Below are 16,202 nucleotides of genomic sequence, written 5' to 3'. Positions count from 1 at the left end.
TAAGGCGCGCAGTGCGTATCTTACAGATAGTGTCTGCGCGTAAGTCCCGATCGCTCTAACGGCTCGATTTCAATATCGGGAGAAATCTCAATGGCTGCAATTCTGGCATTCTCAACTATCGTATTTCCCATCATTGTATTGTGTACTGCCTCAAATTTAGATTCTGCTTCCGAAATTTCTTCGTAGTGTACAATCACATGATAATATTTATTAATTGGTTCTCCAGAATCTGAAATTTCCACCGCAAGCGAATCTATATTTTGAGACTCTTCTGCTTTTTCCCGATACTCGTCGGCTAAATGTTCTAAAGCAATCGCGATCGCGTGTTCTTTCGTTTGTCCGTAAAAATTCATGCGATCGTCGGGGCGATCGCTCAGAGATGATGAAATCTGACAAACATACTGCCCATTTGATTGAGCGAAAACGTCGATCCCAATTGTTGCAGTAGTGCGATCGGAATTGATTTTGGTCATCTGAACCTCCCTATCTGATTAAGTAAGGTTTAGGAATTACGTGCTAACTCTATTTGTAGAAGGCGCACGGTGTACATTACACCTACTTAGGGCTGGTTTAATAAGTTGGAAAAGTAAACACTCTATGGATTATCTGACCCATAAAAGGTGGTCAAGTGCAAAAAAAAACAGCTAAAATAAGTCTGACTGAATAAGTTATGGGCAATCATGAGAGCAATTGATTCGTGATTCAATCCCTATTTACTATCTCCGTAAACGATGTAGTTGTTAGCATTTCAAGTGCGGTTAATTAAGCTTTCACTGATTTTAACACGATCGCCCTTGCTCCATCGGCGTTGATCTCCGTTCATCTGCCTTCATCTGCGGTTCAAAAAAGAGCCTGAAGCGAAGCTATCCCTTTCCCCGTAGGGTAGGGTAGGGAATCGCTCTTTATCAAAAAAAGAGCGATCGCCCATTTTATTTCAATTGCTAACCAGAAATCACCTTACTCAAAAGATGAGCCTGAGAACCCTCCAGACGCGGCCCGTGAATCTGCACCACCAAAGAAGCCAAATAATTGCCCCAACGAGCCGCTTGTGTAGAACTCAAACCGTTAGTAATTCCAAACAAAACACCGCCCGCAAAAGCATCCCCAGCACCCACAGTATCGATCGCCTTTACCGGAAATCCAGCCACATCAACAATCTGTTTGTTCTCCACCACCATGCAGCCTTTATCCCCATTAGTGATAAAAGCCAAATCCGAAATTTCGCTCATTTTCCGAGCGCACTCTTCCAAAGATTCCTCCTTAAAAAAGCTCCGAACTTCATCAGCATTGCAAAAAATTACATCGCAATATTCCGAAACCACCTTGTGAAAATCATCAGCAAAGCGATCGACTAAAAAGCCATCCGAAAAAGTAAAAGCCACCTTCACACCCAGACGCTTAGACTGTTCCATCGTCTCAATGCTAGCCTTTCTAGGGTCTGGAGCATCCCAAAGATAGCCCTCAACATAACTGTACTTGCAGTGAGCCAGTCGATCGACATCAATATCAGTCGCAGCCAGAGTAGTAGAAACCCCCAAATTAGTACACATCGTGCGTTCCGCATCCGGCGTAGTCAGCACTACACAAGTACCCGTAGGCCCGTTCGACTCAGCAGCAGGATGCACGTTAAAATCAATCCCCGCCGCCAGCAAATCTTGGCGGTAAAATTCGCCGTTAGTATCCTTAGCAACCTTCCCCGAATAATACGCTTTACCGCCGCTCTGAGCCAAACCTATCATCGTATTTGCCGCCGAACCGCCCGATCGCATTTGCAGCGAATTGTGTTCTAAATCGTGCAAAATCCCCCCCTGCGTTTCCGAATTCATCAGCGTCATCCCGCCGCGATTCAGCGCGTGGCCGAGTACAAATTCATCTTCTACCAATGCTAGGATGTCTACCAGGGCATTTCCCACGCCAAACACATCCACGGAACGGGAATCTTGATTGTTTTCTGTCATCAGTAATTTTTGGTTTACACTAATTATCAACTTTATAATAAATCGAATTCAACTCAACATCTATTTTCTTTAAGTTATCTTTATCTAAATCCCCAACAAGCCCAAATCGATTTAATCCAAAATCCAAAATCTAAAATATAAAATCGATATGACTGATACTTGTCTCCCACCTCTGATTCAGCAAATGTTGCAGCCCGGCTTTTACCCGCACGGGGTGACAGAACCAGTGCAGCTAATTCAGACTCATGCTTCCTTTGTTTTGCTGACAGGAGATTATACTTACAAAATCAAGAAACCCGTCAATTTTGGTTTTTTAGACTATTCAACCTTGGAGAAAAGGCAGCATTTTTGCACCCAAGAATTGCTGATGAACCGACGCACTGCACCGGAAATTTATATAGAAGTTTTGCCCCTTATTAAAATTGGGGATTCGTTTCAATTTGGCAGCAACTTACCTGCTATAACTCCGGCTGAAGTTGCTGTAGAATACGCATTAAAAATGCAGGAGTTTCCTCAAGAGTCGCTGTTGCTTAGTTTGTTGGATAGGGGACTGTTAACAGAGCAAATTATGGCAGACTTAGGGCGGGAAGTAGCAAAGTTTCACAGCACGGCAGTTAGTAACAGCTACATTCGCACATTTGGCAAAGTCAGTCAGATTCGTACAGCAATAGAAAACAATTACCTGATTTCCCAAAAATATATCGGCGACCCGCAGACTCAGACACAATATGAGGAAACAAAAAATTATACTGATGCGTTTTTTGCAGAAAATCAAGAGTTATTTAACCTGCGGATTGCCCATAATAAAATTCGCGAGTGCCACGGAGATTTGCACTTGCGGAATATAGCATTCTGGCAAGATAAAATATTACTGTTCGACTGCATTGAATTTAACGAGCCTTTCCGCTTTGTTGATGTCATGTACGATGTGGCTTTTACAGTAATGGATTTGGAATCGCGCGGGCGCAGAGACTTAGGCAACGCTTTTCTCAATACTTACATCGAACAAACAGGGGATTGGGAAGGACTGCAACTGTTGCCTCTGTATTTGAGCCGTCAAGCTTATGTTAGAGCAAAAGTAACTTCGTTAATGTTGGACGATGCCGCTATTTCAACGGCCCAAAAAGCAGAGATTTCACAAACTGCCGCTCATTACTATAAACTGGCTTGGCAATACACAAAACCACACCGGGGAAAGTTAACTTTGATGTCGGGTTTGTCGGGTTCTGGCAAGAGTACAGCAGCTCGATATTTAGCTCGCCGCACAGGGGCAATTCACATTAGATCCGATGCTGTTCGCAAACATTTAGGCGGAATTTCTTTAAACGAACGCGGGGGGGAAGATTTGTACTCGGATGAAATGACGGCACAGACTTATGGTAGATTGTTAGAGTTGGGGATAATTCTGGCTGAACGAGGTTGGAATGTGATTTTAGATGCAAAGTTCGATTGCCAAAAAGCGAGAACCGATGCAATTAATCAGGCTCAATCCCACGGGTTGCCCCTGCAAATCATTTACTGCACCGCACCAATTGAAGTATTGCGAGAACGACTGCAACAGCGCAGAGGCGATATTGCCGACGCGACAGCCGAACTATTGAGTTCGCAGCAATCAGCTTTTGAACCTTTTACGGAATTAGAGCAAATTTCTGTAACGATTGTAGATACCCCGCAAGAGTTAGAGGTACAATTAAACGTGATTTGTGGGCAGTAGTTGCAGAGCGATCGCCCTTGGCAATTTGATTCTCTGGTAATATTGTAAATATCTTTCTGTTTTATTACAAAAAAAAGTTGCAGCTTATGCCAAAATTTACCGGAGACTCGAAGGGGTTTAGCCCCGCGTTGATATGGTTTGTGTTGTTTACCGTTGGGTTTCGCTTAGTAGGATGTACGCTGCCCCTGAGTCTGGGCCTTGGTGTCATCGGTGGCGTGGCAGCAGGTTTAATTGTCGCTTGGTGGCACAACGAATTACTACTCAACCCGAATATGAATTCCAAGGACAAAACCTCCGATGCTATCCTCAACAAAGAAGTAGTGCAAAGGGAGGGCCATAAATATAGCAAAACCTCTAGGGGTGATGCTGCTACATTGTTTGGCTGGTTATCTGGACCAGAGGATCGTCGCTAGCACCGAAAATAGTTTTGAGTATTGAGTTGTAAGCTTTAAGTTAAAGAGTTCATAATTCACAACTCTATACTAAAAATTAACCACTCCCGTCACTTAAATTACTAATTACAGATTAGCGACTAACGATCGCTCATTACCCATTACCCATTACCGCTAACGAGCAATTTGAATTACTTGCTTAATGTTTGTATTTCTCTCGAAACTCCTGCCGCTGTTTATTTATCCTTTGGGGTTGAGTTGCCTGTTAATGATGGCGGCTTTAATCACACTTTGGAAGCGTCCCAAATGGGCGGCGGCGCCAATTGCTGCGGCTCTAATTATTTTACTCCTCGGAAGTAGCGGTTGGGTTTCAAAATCGTTAGTTCGAGCGCTCGAATGGCAAAACTTACCAACCGCCGAACTCCCACAAGCTGAAGCGATAATCGTCTTGGGCGGCGGTGTCAAAGCAGCTTTACCTCCCCGTCCTTGGGTAGAATTAGCGGAAGCGGGCGATCGAATAATCTACGGTTCCCGACTTTACCGGCAAGGCAAAGCTTCCCTGCTAATTCTCAGCGGCGGTAGAGTAGATTGGAAAGGCGGCGGGGCTCCAGAATCGGCAGACATGGCAGAAATTGCCCAAACAATGGGTGTACCGGCATCAGCAATTCTGCAAGACCCCGATTCACACAACACTTATCAAAATGCCGTCAACGTGCGGAAAATTTTAAATGCTAAAGGCATAAAAGGACCTGTTTTGCTAGTGACATCGGCGATGCACATGACTCGATCGCTCTTAATTTTCCAGCGTCAGGGAATAAAAGCAATTGCAGCGCCAACAGACTTTCAGATAACCCAGCAGGATATCGCAGCATCCGAAAGAAATTGGCAAGCAGTCGCCTTGAATTTATTGCCGGATACCTATGAGTTAAACCAGTCAACTAAAGCTTTGAAAGAATACATCGGCATAATCGTTTATCGCCTGCGGGGATGGCTTTAACATAATTTGAGATTTGGGATTTTGGGTGGAAGAATTTAAGTAGTCTCAACCGTTAAGTCACTTCCCAAATCCAAAATTGATTCAGTGTGCTAGCTTAAAGTCAATACAGCCAATATTAGCCACACTCGCCCCCAAACAATCATGCTGCCCCACGAGTTGCAAAACATTGCCCCAGAACCGACTCCCGCGGCCGAAATTTTTCAGAGACACCAAATTGTCCGCGAGTTTTACTATGAAATTAAGTACCGTCAAGAACTAGAACTTCACTGCCAGTGGTATTACGCTACAGCCAAGCAGCATCAGCAAGAATTGCAGAAAATGCAGGGAGATTGGAATATTTTAGGTTGGTTTAGCCGCGGACGGTCGAAAAATTAAGGGTTAAATAAAAAAGATGGTTTGTAGTAAGGAGTTTAGCCCTGCAGATCGACTAAAAGCCACAGAAAAACCTGAAGTCCTAACTACAAACTGTACAACAGCTATATGACTCCCGCCCAAAAATGGATACTTGCTTTCCGACAGGAGTCGCTATCGGCGGAAAATTTTAGACCCTAGTTCAAGCTTCCAGATTCATCTGTGGAGTAAATCTAAAATCTAAAATCTAAAATCGACTGACGGGATTTGATATTGTCTTTGGGCTCCGGCTTCAACTTTTGAGACAGCTAGACTTCCGAAGATATCAATTCAACCTCATCCTCTTTCAGGTGAGCTCGAAATTTTTTGTCAAATTGTACTAGAATCGGCCAATTAGCACTGACAGGTCGGCCGTGCCATTCGTGAACGATCGCCACGACTTCTCCTTCCATACCCTTAATATCAAATGGTTGACTGCGATTTTCAGGATGGTGGTAGACAACAACAGAGTTTTTAATGCAAACGCGATCGCCAACTTTCATAGACTTATATTTAGTGTTCTCTCTTCAAAACTCTGCAAAGCTTACGGGTGCTTAACACTTATAGGCTTTGCCGACAGTTTTCTTATCTTCCCACAAGTAGAGCGAAAACTTAAACAAAGTTGGCGGTTCCCTGTCGGTGCTTCGATCCCCAGCCGCGATCCACGTCAGCTAAAATGTCGATCCATTCTCGGTTGAACCCGCAGCCCCGATCGGCTTTTAAAGCTCGATCGGGCGGATTCTCATGGGCGGGAATAGATGCAGGCTAATCGGGAAACTGTTAACTTAACTGATTTAACCAGCACTCAACATCAACAGCCAAGGTTTGACCCAACTCCAGCAACTGCCGGATCGAAGACAACTCCCAGCCGCCGCCTGAACGTGCAATCTCCAAGGCAACAGCAGCCCCCGCAGTTTCGCCCGCCGAGGCATCTTGCCGTTGCAGCCAGCCCAAACACAGAGGCACAATTTGACTGTACAGAGAATCGAAATACAGTTCCTGCGATTTGTCCAAACACAAACCCAGACTCAGCCGATCGCCCACCGCAATCAAACGCTCGATCGTGCATATCTCAGCTTCCAACTTGACAGGCGAGCGCTCATCCACGCCCGATCCTGCCTGCAGCAGCGCGTCAAGCGATCGCCAAACCAGCTTTTCCAAAATTTCCTTGACTTCGGGAACGTTCAACCGACAGCGGAGATGGCCGCTTTCAGTGGCGATCGCCTCAATTTCGGCCAGCAGCGGTTCCAGATCCTCCGTTTCCACTTCCAGGGCCTTGGCCGCCGTCAAACAGCGGTGTCCCAAAGCCACCTCAGCAGCTACCTGCAACTCTACCGGCACCGGCAACTCGTCTCGGTGGAACGCCATCATCACCCCGTAATTTTCGCGGTAAACCTGAGTGTAAAGCTGATCCAACCGAGTCAAATTTTCCTGACTCAGCAACTGGACGATCCGGTGGCGTTCCTCAGCGAATAAATCCCGCAAGCTAAAGGACTGATCCCCAAACAGCCGCACCATTTCCAGAATCGCGTGGGCCGCCGAAGCTTCTTGCATAACTCCAAACAACCGCTCTTTGAGCATAGTGTAAGACCGGCGGCTGCCAAAAGGCTGAATGCAGCAGTGGAAGTCCCAGCCGCCGAGGTGCAGCGCAGCAAACACAAAAATCTCTGTTTCCCGCGTAATTTCCGAGGTTAACTGCAATTGACCCACTGCCAGAGTCATCGATCCCATGCGCTGAATTTGGAAATCTTGCTGCTCGGCCTGATAGCAGTAAACTCGCTGTTCGCGGGGATATTTGGCAAACAGAGAACTGATCGCGTAGTGGGCCGCCACTTGTCGGAGACTAATTTGGGCTGTCACCACCAGTTGGCGGTAAACTTCGGCCCCTGTTGTGAAACAGTAAACGTTGCTGGGTACGAGGGCTAGTCGATCGACAAAATCCTTTTCTAGCTGCACGCCGGTAACTTCGCCCGCCAATTCCAGCGCCCGGGCCGCGTAGCGCAGAATTTGCACGCCTTCTGGCCGGGAGATTTCTTCAAAAAACCAGCCGCAGCTAGTGAACATTAACAGGGTGTGGCGCTGCATTTCCAGCAGTCGCAGGGCGTCCACCTGTTCGGAGGCATCGAGGGGGCGCACTTGATGGCGTTCGAGGAAACTGTCAACATTAGTGGGCGATCGATCGCGGATGACCTCAATATATTCATCTCTGGCTTTCCAGGGATCGCACAACAGCTTGCGCCCCGCTTCTTCGTAAATCGGAATCAGTCGATCGCGCAGCCAATTGAGAGTATCCCGGAGAGGGCGGCGCCATTTTTGGTTCCACTCGCCGCCGCCACCGCAGCCGCAATCATCTTGCCAGCGATCGACCCCGTGAGAGCAACTCCAGGCCGTTACGGGTTTGAGTTCAACTTCCCAAGCGCTCGGATTTTGACTTAAATAATGAGCAAAATTCGTCACCGTCCAGCCTCGGCGGGGGAACTCTTCTGTGAAGGCGTAGGCGAGGCATTTTTCGGTACCGTTTTTGTGGTGGCCGAAAGTTTCGCCGTCCGTCGCCACGCAGATTAATTGAGCCGGTCGGTGGTCTCCCCGTACTGCTTGACCCAACCGGCCTGCCAAGTGGTGGCTGCTGCTGAGAACGTCATTGAAGCCCATATCCCGCGAGATGGGGCCGTCGTAAAAAAAGATATCAATGTAGGGAGTGTTGGCAGGTGGGGCTTCGGAATTTTGGAAGTGTCTGCGGCCAAAATGGTGAGAGCTCAGTGGCGAGAGTTGGTGGTCAGCCATTAACCGCATTTCTGGTTTCAAATAGCAGCGGTACGGGCGAGTCGGATCGATTTGACCGCCGCCGACTTCGTGCCATTCGGAATTTTCCGCTGGTTCTCCTTCGTGGTTTTGCCCGATTAGCGGGCGGCAGCGTTCGGCTTGGGAGGGGGCTAAGACAATGAAGCGGATGCCTTCAGCGACTAAAACTTCGAGGGTGGCGTAGTCTACGGCGGTTTCGGCGAGCCACATTCCTTCGGGCTCGCGACCGAACCGGGAGCGAAAATCTGCGATCCCCCAGCGAATTTGGGTGTATTTGTCTCGCTCGTTAGCCAGCGGCATGATGATGTGATTGTATACTTGGGCGATCGCGTTGCCGTGACCGTTGAGGCGCTGACAGCTTTTGCGATCTGCCTCCAGAATCCGCTGGTAGACTTCCGCGTCGTAGCGTTCGAGCCAGCTCATCAGGGTCGGCCCGATGTTGAAGCTCATGTACTCGTAGTTGTTAACGATCCCCGTGACTTCCCCGCGATCGTTGAGTATGCGGGCAAAGGCGTTGGGGCGGTAGCACTCGATGTCAATCCGTTCGTTCCAGTCGTGGGCGGGAGAGGCGCTGGCTTGGCGTTCGATCGCGTCCAGGTAAGGGTTTTCCCGGGGCGGCTGGTAAAAGTGACCGTGAACCGTCACGCACACCCCAGTTGCAGCCGCCGCACTGCTTTGGGTTGCAGCAGTTACGGTTGGCGAAGACAAAGGTACCACATCAGATTGAGTTGTAGAAATCGAAATCATGCGATCGAATCCTCAAGTAGTTAAAGACAATAAAACCAGCCTAATAACAAACTGAAACCTTACGCAGCAAGAGTTACAGCTAGGCATCTGTTAGGGCTAAATTTGGCTGACAAGTTTTGATACATTTGTAGTATTGCGAGCAAAGCATTCGTTCCAAGATGCCAACCGTCGATCCCTGGGTTTTTCTGCCAATGCTTTGCTGTTGAAAGACTTAAAAAAGGTAGCTTTTGCTGCTTTTTGGCACTTGCGACCCATTTCGGGTTCGTGCTTGCAGGGCTGCTCATTGAGATTTTGATTTACATAGCTGGATTTTAAAGTCTTATTCAGTAAATAGCAAGTTTTCGCCGGAAAGATTTAATTTTTGGCAATAAATCTTGGCGGTTGTGGATATCGGTTTAATGCCCGATCGATTTATAGAATAAGAGTTTTGCCTGAGTTTCGCATCATACTTTAGGTGCTTTTTACCTAAGTTCTGGAGAAGTTAGGCCGGTTGGGTTAGGGCGGGGGAGATTTGCTGCAAATGTACTTTCCAGAAGAGTTGTAACACTTGTGCGGAGTCAAAAGGCAACAAAAAAGCAAAACGGTAAGTGTTAGGTTTTAACTCCTGAGAGGTATGTGAGGGCGGAGGGGAAGGAGGAGCAGGAGGAGGAGGGTTTGGACGAGAAGATGCTGCATTTGACGGCGAAGTTGGAGAGGCAATTTGCCGAGAGTGCCAAGTTAGAGGCGATGATTCCGGAAAATCTGCCGAGGGTGAGTTCTGGCGGATAGTTCGTCAATTGCTGAAGATTATCATGATTTTTTGCGAGAACTTAAGGAAGGTATTGTGCAATATCAAGTGCGGGCAGTACTTTTTAGGCAAAGAAGCGCAATAGCGAGAATTAGAGAAAGCTTTAATCGATCGCAGCCGCGATTTTTTACTAGAGTTGAGTGGGGAATTTGCCTTAAATCAATAAATTAATTAAGGGAAGCAGAAACCTAATTATGTTAACTTCAAACAATTTTAAGAGATACCTGGCTCAGTTTAATGGTAAGAGATTCACAAATGATTTAGGATTGCTATATATATTAAACACCTTCCAAACAGATATCAAGTTCCCTAGCAAAGGCCTCTGGTGCATCCAGCATCAGCCAGTGTCCGGTGTCGGGGATCGTAGTTGTCGTCAGTGTGGGACGGAGGATGTGGAGGCTGAAGGGAAAAGTGTTTGAGGGAGCAATAATGGCGTGGGCTCGTGTTCCAGGGGCTGCTAGGTAGCGATCGAGAGCATCAACTGCTTCAAAGGCAAACATCCCGCGAGACATTCCAGACAGACAATCCTGTGGAGTCGCCGCCAACCAAGCGAGAACCCGATCGCGCGTCTGGGCCCTGCTTCCTGTCAGCGCCTCATTGAAGCTGGTTTCCACAGCAGCCCGCCAATCATCCGTCTCCAGAGCCCTCTGGTAGGGAACGATGCGTTCCTCGCGCACATCTGCAGGCACCTTGGTAAAATCTCCAGGTGGATCTGCCAGAATCAACTGCGCTATGCGGTGCGGTGCGCTAGCTGCTGTGGCGAGGGCAATACAGGCACCGAAACTGTGCCCGACGATCGCCACTTGATCGAGTCCCAGCCCATCCAGTACCGCCACAACATCCCCTGCACAGGAGGCGGGCGCATAGTTGCCGTCCTCCGGCGGTGCAGAATCGCCGTGTCCCCGCATATCAAGGGCGATCGCGCGTCGGGTACGGGCGACATGGGCAAGCTGCGCCTCCCAGATGCTCGCGGAAACCGCCATACCGTGCACGAACACCACCGGCAGCAGTTCCGAGTCCGCAGCGGTGACAGGGGGGCTGGCTTCGATGATGTGAATAGTGCCGATCGGTCCTTTGATAGTTGTCGATCGCATAAAATTTTCTCCTAAGTTTGATAGTCATGGACCCACGGGTAGTCAGAAACCGGATTTTTCGCAAAAATACTCGGTGATATCAAATCCGTTAACATCGGAATTATTATCTCTCTCTTCTCTTTCTCTGTGTCCTCTGTGCCCTCTGTGGTTTAATCATTCCGATACAACCGGAATTGATATTAGAGCATCGCAGAAAAGGTAAAAACCCGGTTTCTTTGGTTGGGACGGGTAAGTCAGGTTTCAATTTCCTCTTTTCACACAACCAATTTTACCTCTGTTACTCCTTGGCGCAATTCATACTGTCCTTTTACCCAAAATTGTTTAATTTTTTCACCCAAAAACGGAGCCGTTTGCATCATTAATAAACGTATAAATACATTGTTTCGGAGTTGTTCGCCTTTCCACGCTTCTTGTGCTTGAAGTTGTTGGGCGCGAATAATTTCGGGTTCGCGTTCTGCCTGAATCCGCGATAATGCTAAGTCAATATCCTCGTAATTAGCCCCTGCTTTCAATAAAGGTACAAGGTGATTGGCCGCAACAATTACATCGCGTAACGCCATGTTAATTCCTTGAGCGCGAACCGGAGACATAGGATGTGCCGCATCCCCCAAAAGTAGGATTCCTGGTCGATGCCAGCGCGGACAGCGACCAACCACAACAGATAATCGCATCGGAGATTCGATCGTATCGGCACTGTTGCGGAAATGTTCTGCCATCCACCCAGGAGATAGCGATGCGAAAGTTTCTGCCCAGTCTGTGTGTTTCCGATCAGTTTTGTCATCTGCAGATAGCACCCAAGCCAGATGAAGCTTTCCTGATTCTGCCCCATGAAAGACACTGAATCCGCTACCGCCATTCAGGATGGAATAAAATACATTATCCGCCACAAACCGAGGATGAGCGGCAAGTTTAAACCACAGAACATCTATACTATTCTGCTGTTTTACTAACTCTAATTCTGCACGTTGTCGTACAACCGAGTTTCTACCATCTGTGCCAATCACAAGTGCAGCAGGAATCTCTCGCCCATCTCCTAGCTTTACACCCGCAATGCGATCGTCCCTGTACAGTAAATCTTTTACGGGAATACCTGAGATCAATTCAAACTCTGGATGCAACTGAGCTTCTGAAATTAGTGTTTCTAGCAAAGGCGGTTGCGATACCAGCGTACAAGGTCGATTTGACCCCATTGGCTCATCAACTCGAAATAGTTGCCGATCGCCCACAACGAACTCCCAGGCATCAATTTGTCGGTGGGGAACACCTTCTAGCATACTGGATAAGCCCATTTGGGCGATCGCATCCAATCCGCTGGGCATTAACCCTTCACCGCGAAACATTCGGTAGGAATCTTTTGCCGCCTCAACCAAGGTTGTGGCAATACCTCGTTTCACCAGCAGCAAGGCAAGTGCCGCACCAGTTGGCCCCGATCCCACAATTACAACTTGCCTCATTGCCATTCCCCATTGCTTTTTAATGTATTTCCAGTTTAATTTCCATCCTAAGAAATAAAGCACTGCCCGCAACTATTCATACACTTCTGCTGAAAAATATTCTAGTAAAGACAGTATTTGTTAGACTAAAATGTTTTATTAACGGTAACAACTTGAGATACATTTACTACAGAATCTTTGGAGAAACCCGTAAGTTCTATCGGCAACCAAACATTATATCGATAGTGATATGATGCCTCGGCTGCCACAGAAAACATTCAAACCGCTGTCTAACCGATAAATTGCAGGCTAAACCTCAAATCTATCGCCAATGCCTCCACACTGACCATAAAAATTTATGGCTAGTGGGCATCTCTTTCTAACTGTTGGGAAATCTCTTTGAGCGCATCGATCGTGCAAATTAAGCGGGGATGCTCTGGATCTAATAAATCGAGTTGCTCCCAGGGAATACGATATCCCTTATGTAGATTGCTGGCACCCAAAAGATGCAGCAAACCTGCGCCTAAATTCCAGGCAGACAAACGCTCCACGATCGCCGGTATGCCCACCAAATATTCTACAATTACCCAATCGTCGCCTTGCTGCTGGGCACGCACCTCTTCAATGCGTCCAACGCGATTGCCCGTTGAATCAAATACGCATTTACCCAGCAACAGTTCTAAATGTAGTTCGCGACTTGCCATCAACTTCCTCCTGGAATGTGTTTAATAACCCGTTCGCGCAGCCAAACTTCGTAGGCTAATGCGGGAGTTTGTTCGGCATCGAGATCCACTTCCACATCAATGCCGATGTTTCGCACCTTCGACCAAGCAATGCGAAACGGTTCGGTGTGTCGAGCACCCCACTTGCTGGCAATCGCGGCAACCCAACGCGCCCAACGGGGATGAAGTCGATGCGCTAAGGTGGTGACTCCTGTTTCAAGATACGCCAGTCGCGGCGGTTGCCCCTCTAGGATTTCTACAACAATGCCATCAACCTTGCCCATCTTGCGTTGGTTGCGATCGACAATCTGATTATCTAGGACATCTCGAATTACATCCATATCAACCTCCAAGCACTTCTAATGGAATGGCGACGATCGCTAGGACAAAAGTCAGAACAAGTGTGAAAATGGTAATACTGTTACTGATCCAGCCGTTGCAATGGTCGCCCACATACTCGCGATCGTTCATCAACACCAAGAACGGGATAATCGTCAGCGGTAAAATTACGGCAGTCAATGCCATTGAAAATAAAGTTAGTTGCAACGGATCGATTCCCACCACCATCAGCAGTGATGCCAGAAATACAAACACTGTGTAAACAAAGCTGAAACGGGCTGCCTCTTTGGGATGCAAACTTTCACCCCAGTTCCAACCAAAGGCCTGCGCCACAATATAAGCCGTATCTAAGCTAACTTCCAAAGCCGCTCCAAAACAAGCAACGCCCAGCGATGCAGCAAACAGCACAAATCCCCAATATCCCAAAGGTTGGGTCAACATCAAAGCTGCTTGTTCGTAGCTGTCTACTTGAATTCCTCGCGGGTGCAATACCTGTGCCGCCACAATCAGCACTCCCAGCGAGACGAGGCTACCAAACCCCATGCCTAGCCCAGCAACTGCACGATTTACACCGAGATGCGATCGGTCCCATTTATCTTCAACGGCACCAGAGGAGTAGAAGTAAAACAAATAGGGACTAATTAATGCGCCGAGGATGCTGACGGCAATAAACAGATAATGGGCGGTGTCTTGTTGGGGTATAGTTGGCAAAAGTCCTTCAGCAACCGCAGGTAATGCTGGACGAAGCTTGAAGGTTGCCACCACAAACGCCAGTGTAATCAGTCCTAGGAAGGAAACGCCGTTTTCAATTAAGCTAAAAGTGCCCTTCCAAAGCAACAGCCAGATTGCAAAGGAAACGGGTAGCGCCCACCATTGAAAGCTAATGCCTGTTACAAGTTGCAGCGCAATGCAGACGCCGCCAATTTCAGCACCCAGCACTAAAAAATCGACGATGACCTCGGCAATCAACGGGAATATGAAGAAATTGAAGCCCAATCGTTCGCGAACGGCATCTGCCAAAGTGTGTTTGCTGACTGCCGCGAGGCGACCTGACATTTCGACTAAAGCGATGACACAAATCGTGCCTAGAACGATCGTCCAAATCAACTGAAACTCGAAGCTAGAGCCTGCTTCTGCGGCTGTGGCGATCGCTCCCACATCTAGGAAGCCGCCAATACTGGTGACAATACCCAAAGCAATTTCCCGAATCTTGTTCACGGCCGGTCTCCCTGGGCTTTGACCAATGTTTCAAGCTGCTGTTGTTCAGTTGCAAGCTGCGCTAGAGGTGTGGCGATCGCGGCTTTGCGGTGCTGCTTGACGGCCGTTGTCATCTGCTGAAGCGTTTGCTGTAACTGGTATATCTGTCTTGGCAAAGTAGCAGAGTCAGTCAAATCTTTAGTTTCCTTGGCAATTTCCTGCTGGCTCTTTTCCAAGGTCTGTTGAGCGTAGAGGTCGGGAATGCTACCCTGTTGCCAAGTCTCTCCCACCATACGAGCGGTCGCTGTCCAAGATTCAACCGTTTTCAGCGTTTTGACCAACTTATGATGGGAGGACGACTGACTACAGCCAGCTAGCACCAGCAGCAGACTGGCGAGTAAAGCTTTTTTCATGGGTGGCGCTCGACTCCTCTAAGCAGTTTTACTAATATTTTCCTGCTTCAAATCGACACTTAACAGCATCCTTAGAGAGATTTATCTCTTTAGGTAGATTGGCATTAGTCCTAGAAAATAAGGTGTTCTGATTTACGATCGCGATCTTACAAATCCGGCTAAACGATCGATCGCACAACACCGCCATCCACTCGCAAAGCAGCCCCGTTTATAGCAGATGATACCGGACTGGCAATAAATGCGACAAGTGCAGCCACCTCCGAAGTCTCCGCAAAACGCTGAATCAGCGAAGAAGGGCGAGTCTTTTCAAAGAACTCTTTCTCCACTTGTTCGCGAGTCACCTTTTGGTTTTCTGCCAATCCTTGAATGAACTCTTCTACTCCTTCCGATCGCGTCGGTCCCGCCAGCACAGAATTAACAGTCACATTGGTGCCAACAGTAGTCTCTGCCAAACCGCGCGCGAGAGAAAGCTGCGCCGTTTTCGTAACTCCGTAGTGAATCATTTCTGCTGGAATGTTGAGCGCCGATTCGCTAGAAATGAAAATAATCCGCCCCCAATTTTTGCTCAGCATTAATGGCAAATATTGTCGAGCCAGCCGCACCCCGCTCATGACGTTTACTTCTAGAATATTCATCCATTCGCCATCGGAAATATCCTCAAATGCTTTAGCGCCATAAATTCCTAAATTGTTTACCAAAATGTCAACTTCCGGGACTTGGTGAAATAATTCGCCGGCTCCCGTTGCCGTTCCCAAATCGGCAGCGACACCTTGAAGTTTGGCATTTGGAGCAATTTCTTTGATTTGGTCGATAGCCATTTTTACCCGCTCTTGAGTCCGTCCGTTAACGATAACAGTTGCACCTTCTTTGGCGAGTTCTGTAGCAATTGCCAACCCGATTCCGGCAGTTGAGCCGCTTACCAGTGAAATTTTACCAGAGAGTTTTAGTTCCATTTTTGTTGTTCTCTAAGAGGTATTTTAGTCTGCCGAGGCGGACTTTATAGTTTTAGTTCAATTTTTGTTGTTGTCTAAGAGGTATTTTAGTCTGCCGAGGCGGACTTTGTTTGTGCAGCATCGGGATTCTATTGGGTGGTTTTAAAGTGAATTTTTAACCAGGCGTTGACCTCACACAGTCCGTAACAAAAGCGATCGCCCCCCCAGCGGGCGATCGCCCCCCAGCATTGAAGCACCCCCAATTCCCTAACCCAACCCATCTTT

17 protein-coding genes are annotated in these 16,202 nt (G+C 47.8%); 5 read left to right on the top strand and 12 right to left on the bottom strand.

The features are described from left to right. Window positions 1-20: 20 nt before the first annotated feature. Window positions 21-473 carry a hypothetical protein gene (locus QUA53_RS11715; RefSeq protein WP_333097215.1) on the bottom strand — a complete coding sequence of 151 codons (453 nt, stop codon included), beginning with the start codon at window positions 471-473 and terminating at the stop codon, window positions 21-23. Between the two features lie 468 nt (window positions 474-941). Beyond that, complete coding sequence (locus QUA53_RS11710; RefSeq protein WP_333097217.1) at window positions 942-1,958, bottom strand: adenosine kinase; 1,017 nt, start codon at window positions 1,956-1,958, stop codon at window positions 942-944. Between the two features lie 148 nt (window positions 1,959-2,106). On the opposite strand from QUA53_RS11710, the gene QUA53_RS11705 reads away from it, so the two are divergent. From QUA53_RS11705 to QUA53_RS11690, 4 genes are all read left to right on the top strand, one after another. Then, window positions 2,107-3,672 carry an AAA family ATPase gene (locus QUA53_RS11705; protein ID WP_333097219.1) on the top strand — a complete coding sequence of 522 codons (1,566 nt, stop codon included), beginning with the start codon at window positions 2,107-2,109 and terminating at the stop codon, window positions 3,670-3,672. A gap of 86 nt (window positions 3,673-3,758) precedes the next feature. Continuing rightward, window positions 3,759-4,085, top strand: a complete 327-nt coding sequence (locus QUA53_RS11700; protein ID WP_333071845.1) for a hypothetical protein — start codon at window positions 3,759-3,761, stop codon at window positions 4,083-4,085. 181 nt (window positions 4,086-4,266) lie between these two features. Next, window positions 4,267-5,061 (top strand): YdcF family protein, encoded by a 795-nt coding sequence (locus QUA53_RS11695; RefSeq protein ID WP_333097221.1) that lies wholly within the window; start codon window positions 4,267-4,269, stop codon window positions 5,059-5,061. A gap of 141 nt (window positions 5,062-5,202) precedes the next feature. Next, window positions 5,203-5,436, top strand: coding sequence for a hypothetical protein (locus QUA53_RS11690; RefSeq protein ID WP_333097222.1), 234 nt, complete (start codon window positions 5,203-5,205; stop codon window positions 5,434-5,436). A gap of 284 nt (window positions 5,437-5,720) precedes the next feature. Here QUA53_RS11690 and QUA53_RS11685 read toward each other — a convergent pair whose 3' ends face one another. Then, window positions 5,721-5,954 (bottom strand): ferredoxin-thioredoxin reductase variable chain, encoded by a 234-nt coding sequence (locus QUA53_RS11685; protein ID WP_006635793.1) that lies wholly within the window; start codon window positions 5,952-5,954, stop codon window positions 5,721-5,723. A gap of 277 nt (window positions 5,955-6,231) precedes the next feature. Then, window positions 6,232-9,000, bottom strand: a complete 2,769-nt coding sequence (locus tag QUA53_RS11680) for a DUF3536 domain-containing protein (protein WP_333097224.1) — start codon at window positions 8,998-9,000, stop codon at window positions 6,232-6,234. A 615-nt stretch (window positions 9,001-9,615) separates the two neighbouring features. Between QUA53_RS11680 and QUA53_RS11675 the strand changes: the two genes are divergently transcribed. Then, window positions 9,616-9,768: a hypothetical protein gene (locus tag QUA53_RS11675; protein ID WP_333152257.1), complete on the top strand. Its 153-nt coding sequence runs from the start codon at window positions 9,616-9,618 to the stop codon at window positions 9,766-9,768. A 297-nt stretch (window positions 9,769-10,065) separates the two neighbouring features. On the opposite strand, the gene QUA53_RS11670 is transcribed toward QUA53_RS11675, so the two are convergent. From QUA53_RS11670 to QUA53_RS11635, 8 genes are all read right to left on the bottom strand, one after another. Beyond that, entirely contained in the window at window positions 10,066-10,881 is an 816-nt protein-coding gene (locus tag QUA53_RS11670; protein WP_333097226.1) for an alpha/beta hydrolase, read from the bottom strand. 254 nt (window positions 10,882-11,135) lie between these two features. Continuing rightward, the gene (locus tag QUA53_RS11665) at window positions 11,136-12,335 is read right to left on the bottom strand and encodes an FAD-dependent monooxygenase (protein WP_333097227.1); all 1,200 of its coding nucleotides are present in this window, start codon (window positions 12,333-12,335) and stop codon (window positions 11,136-11,138) included. Between the two features lie 341 nt (window positions 12,336-12,676). After that, window positions 12,677-13,018 carry a hypothetical protein gene (locus QUA53_RS11660; RefSeq protein ID WP_333097228.1) on the bottom strand — a complete coding sequence of 114 codons (342 nt, stop codon included), beginning with the start codon at window positions 13,016-13,018 and terminating at the stop codon, window positions 12,677-12,679. Continuing rightward, window positions 13,018-13,377: a hypothetical protein gene (locus QUA53_RS11655; RefSeq protein ID WP_333097229.1), complete on the bottom strand. Its 360-nt coding sequence runs from the start codon at window positions 13,375-13,377 to the stop codon at window positions 13,018-13,020. Before QUA53_RS11655 ends, QUA53_RS11660 begins: the two co-directional genes overlap by 1 nt. A gap of 1 nt (window position 13,378) precedes the next feature. Then, on the bottom strand, window positions 13,379-14,593 hold the full coding sequence (locus QUA53_RS11650; RefSeq protein ID WP_333097231.1) for a divalent metal cation transporter: 1,215 nt from the start codon (window positions 14,591-14,593) through the stop codon (window positions 13,379-13,381). Continuing rightward, complete coding sequence (locus QUA53_RS11645; RefSeq protein WP_333097232.1) at window positions 14,590-14,985, bottom strand: hypothetical protein; 396 nt, start codon at window positions 14,983-14,985, stop codon at window positions 14,590-14,592. Before QUA53_RS11645 ends, QUA53_RS11650 begins: the two co-directional genes overlap by 4 nt. Before the next feature lie 158 nt (window positions 14,986-15,143). Next, the gene (locus tag QUA53_RS11640) at window positions 15,144-15,938 is read right to left on the bottom strand and encodes an SDR family oxidoreductase (protein ID WP_333097233.1); all 795 of its coding nucleotides are present in this window, start codon (window positions 15,936-15,938) and stop codon (window positions 15,144-15,146) included. A 128-nt stretch (window positions 15,939-16,066) separates the two neighbouring features. Then, window positions 16,067-16,198 (bottom strand): hypothetical protein, encoded by a 132-nt coding sequence (locus QUA53_RS11635; RefSeq protein WP_333097234.1) that lies wholly within the window; start codon window positions 16,196-16,198, stop codon window positions 16,067-16,069. Between the last annotated feature and the right edge of the window lie 4 nt (window positions 16,199-16,202).

This window comes from Microcoleus sp. Pol12B3 (assembly GCF_036701355.1).
GTDB lineage: Bacteria > Cyanobacteriota > Cyanobacteriia > Cyanobacteriales > Microcoleaceae > Microcoleus.
This window is presented reverse-complemented; position numbering and strand designations above follow the sequence as displayed.

Coding starts and splice junctions, on each gene's coding strand:
- QUA53_RS11715 (WP_333097215.1), bottom strand. CDS start 473: ATGACCAAAATCAATTCCGATCGCACTACTGCAACAATTGGGATCGAC.
- QUA53_RS11710 (WP_333097217.1), bottom strand. CDS start 1,958: ATGACAGAAAACAATCAAGATTCCCGTTCCGTGGATGTGTTTGGCGTG.
- QUA53_RS11705 (WP_333097219.1), top strand. CDS start 2,107: ATGACTGATACTTGTCTCCCACCTCTGATTCAGCAAATGTTGCAGCCC.
- QUA53_RS11700 (WP_333071845.1), top strand. CDS start 3,759: ATGCCAAAATTTACCGGAGACTCGAAGGGGTTTAGCCCCGCGTTGATA.
- QUA53_RS11695 (WP_333097221.1), top strand. CDS start 4,267: ATGTTTGTATTTCTCTCGAAACTCCTGCCGCTGTTTATTTATCCTTTG.
- QUA53_RS11690 (WP_333097222.1), top strand. CDS start 5,203: ATGCTGCCCCACGAGTTGCAAAACATTGCCCCAGAACCGACTCCCGCG.
- QUA53_RS11685 (WP_006635793.1), bottom strand. CDS start 5,954: ATGAAAGTTGGCGATCGCGTTTGCATTAAAAACTCTGTTGTTGTCTAC.
- QUA53_RS11680 (WP_333097224.1), bottom strand. CDS start 9,000: ATGATTTCGATTTCTACAACTCAATCTGATGTGGTACCTTTGTCTTCG.
- QUA53_RS11670 (WP_333097226.1), bottom strand. CDS start 10,881: ATGCGATCGACAACTATCAAAGGACCGATCGGCACTATTCACATCATC.
- QUA53_RS11665 (WP_333097227.1), bottom strand. CDS start 12,335: ATGAGGCAAGTTGTAATTGTGGGATCGGGGCCAACTGGTGCGGCACTT.
- QUA53_RS11660 (WP_333097228.1), bottom strand. CDS start 13,018: ATGGCAAGTCGCGAACTACATTTAGAACTGTTGCTGGGTAAATGCGTA.
- QUA53_RS11655 (WP_333097229.1), bottom strand. CDS start 13,377: ATGGATGTAATTCGAGATGTCCTAGATAATCAGATTGTCGATCGCAAC.
- QUA53_RS11645 (WP_333097232.1), bottom strand. CDS start 14,985: ATGAAAAAAGCTTTACTCGCCAGTCTGCTGCTGGTGCTAGCTGGCTGT.
- QUA53_RS11640 (WP_333097233.1), bottom strand. CDS start 15,938: ATGGAACTAAAACTCTCTGGTAAAATTTCACTGGTAAGCGGCTCAACT.
- QUA53_RS11635 (WP_333097234.1), bottom strand. CDS start 16,198: ATGGGTTGGGTTAGGGAATTGGGGGTGCTTCAATGCTGGGGGGCGATC.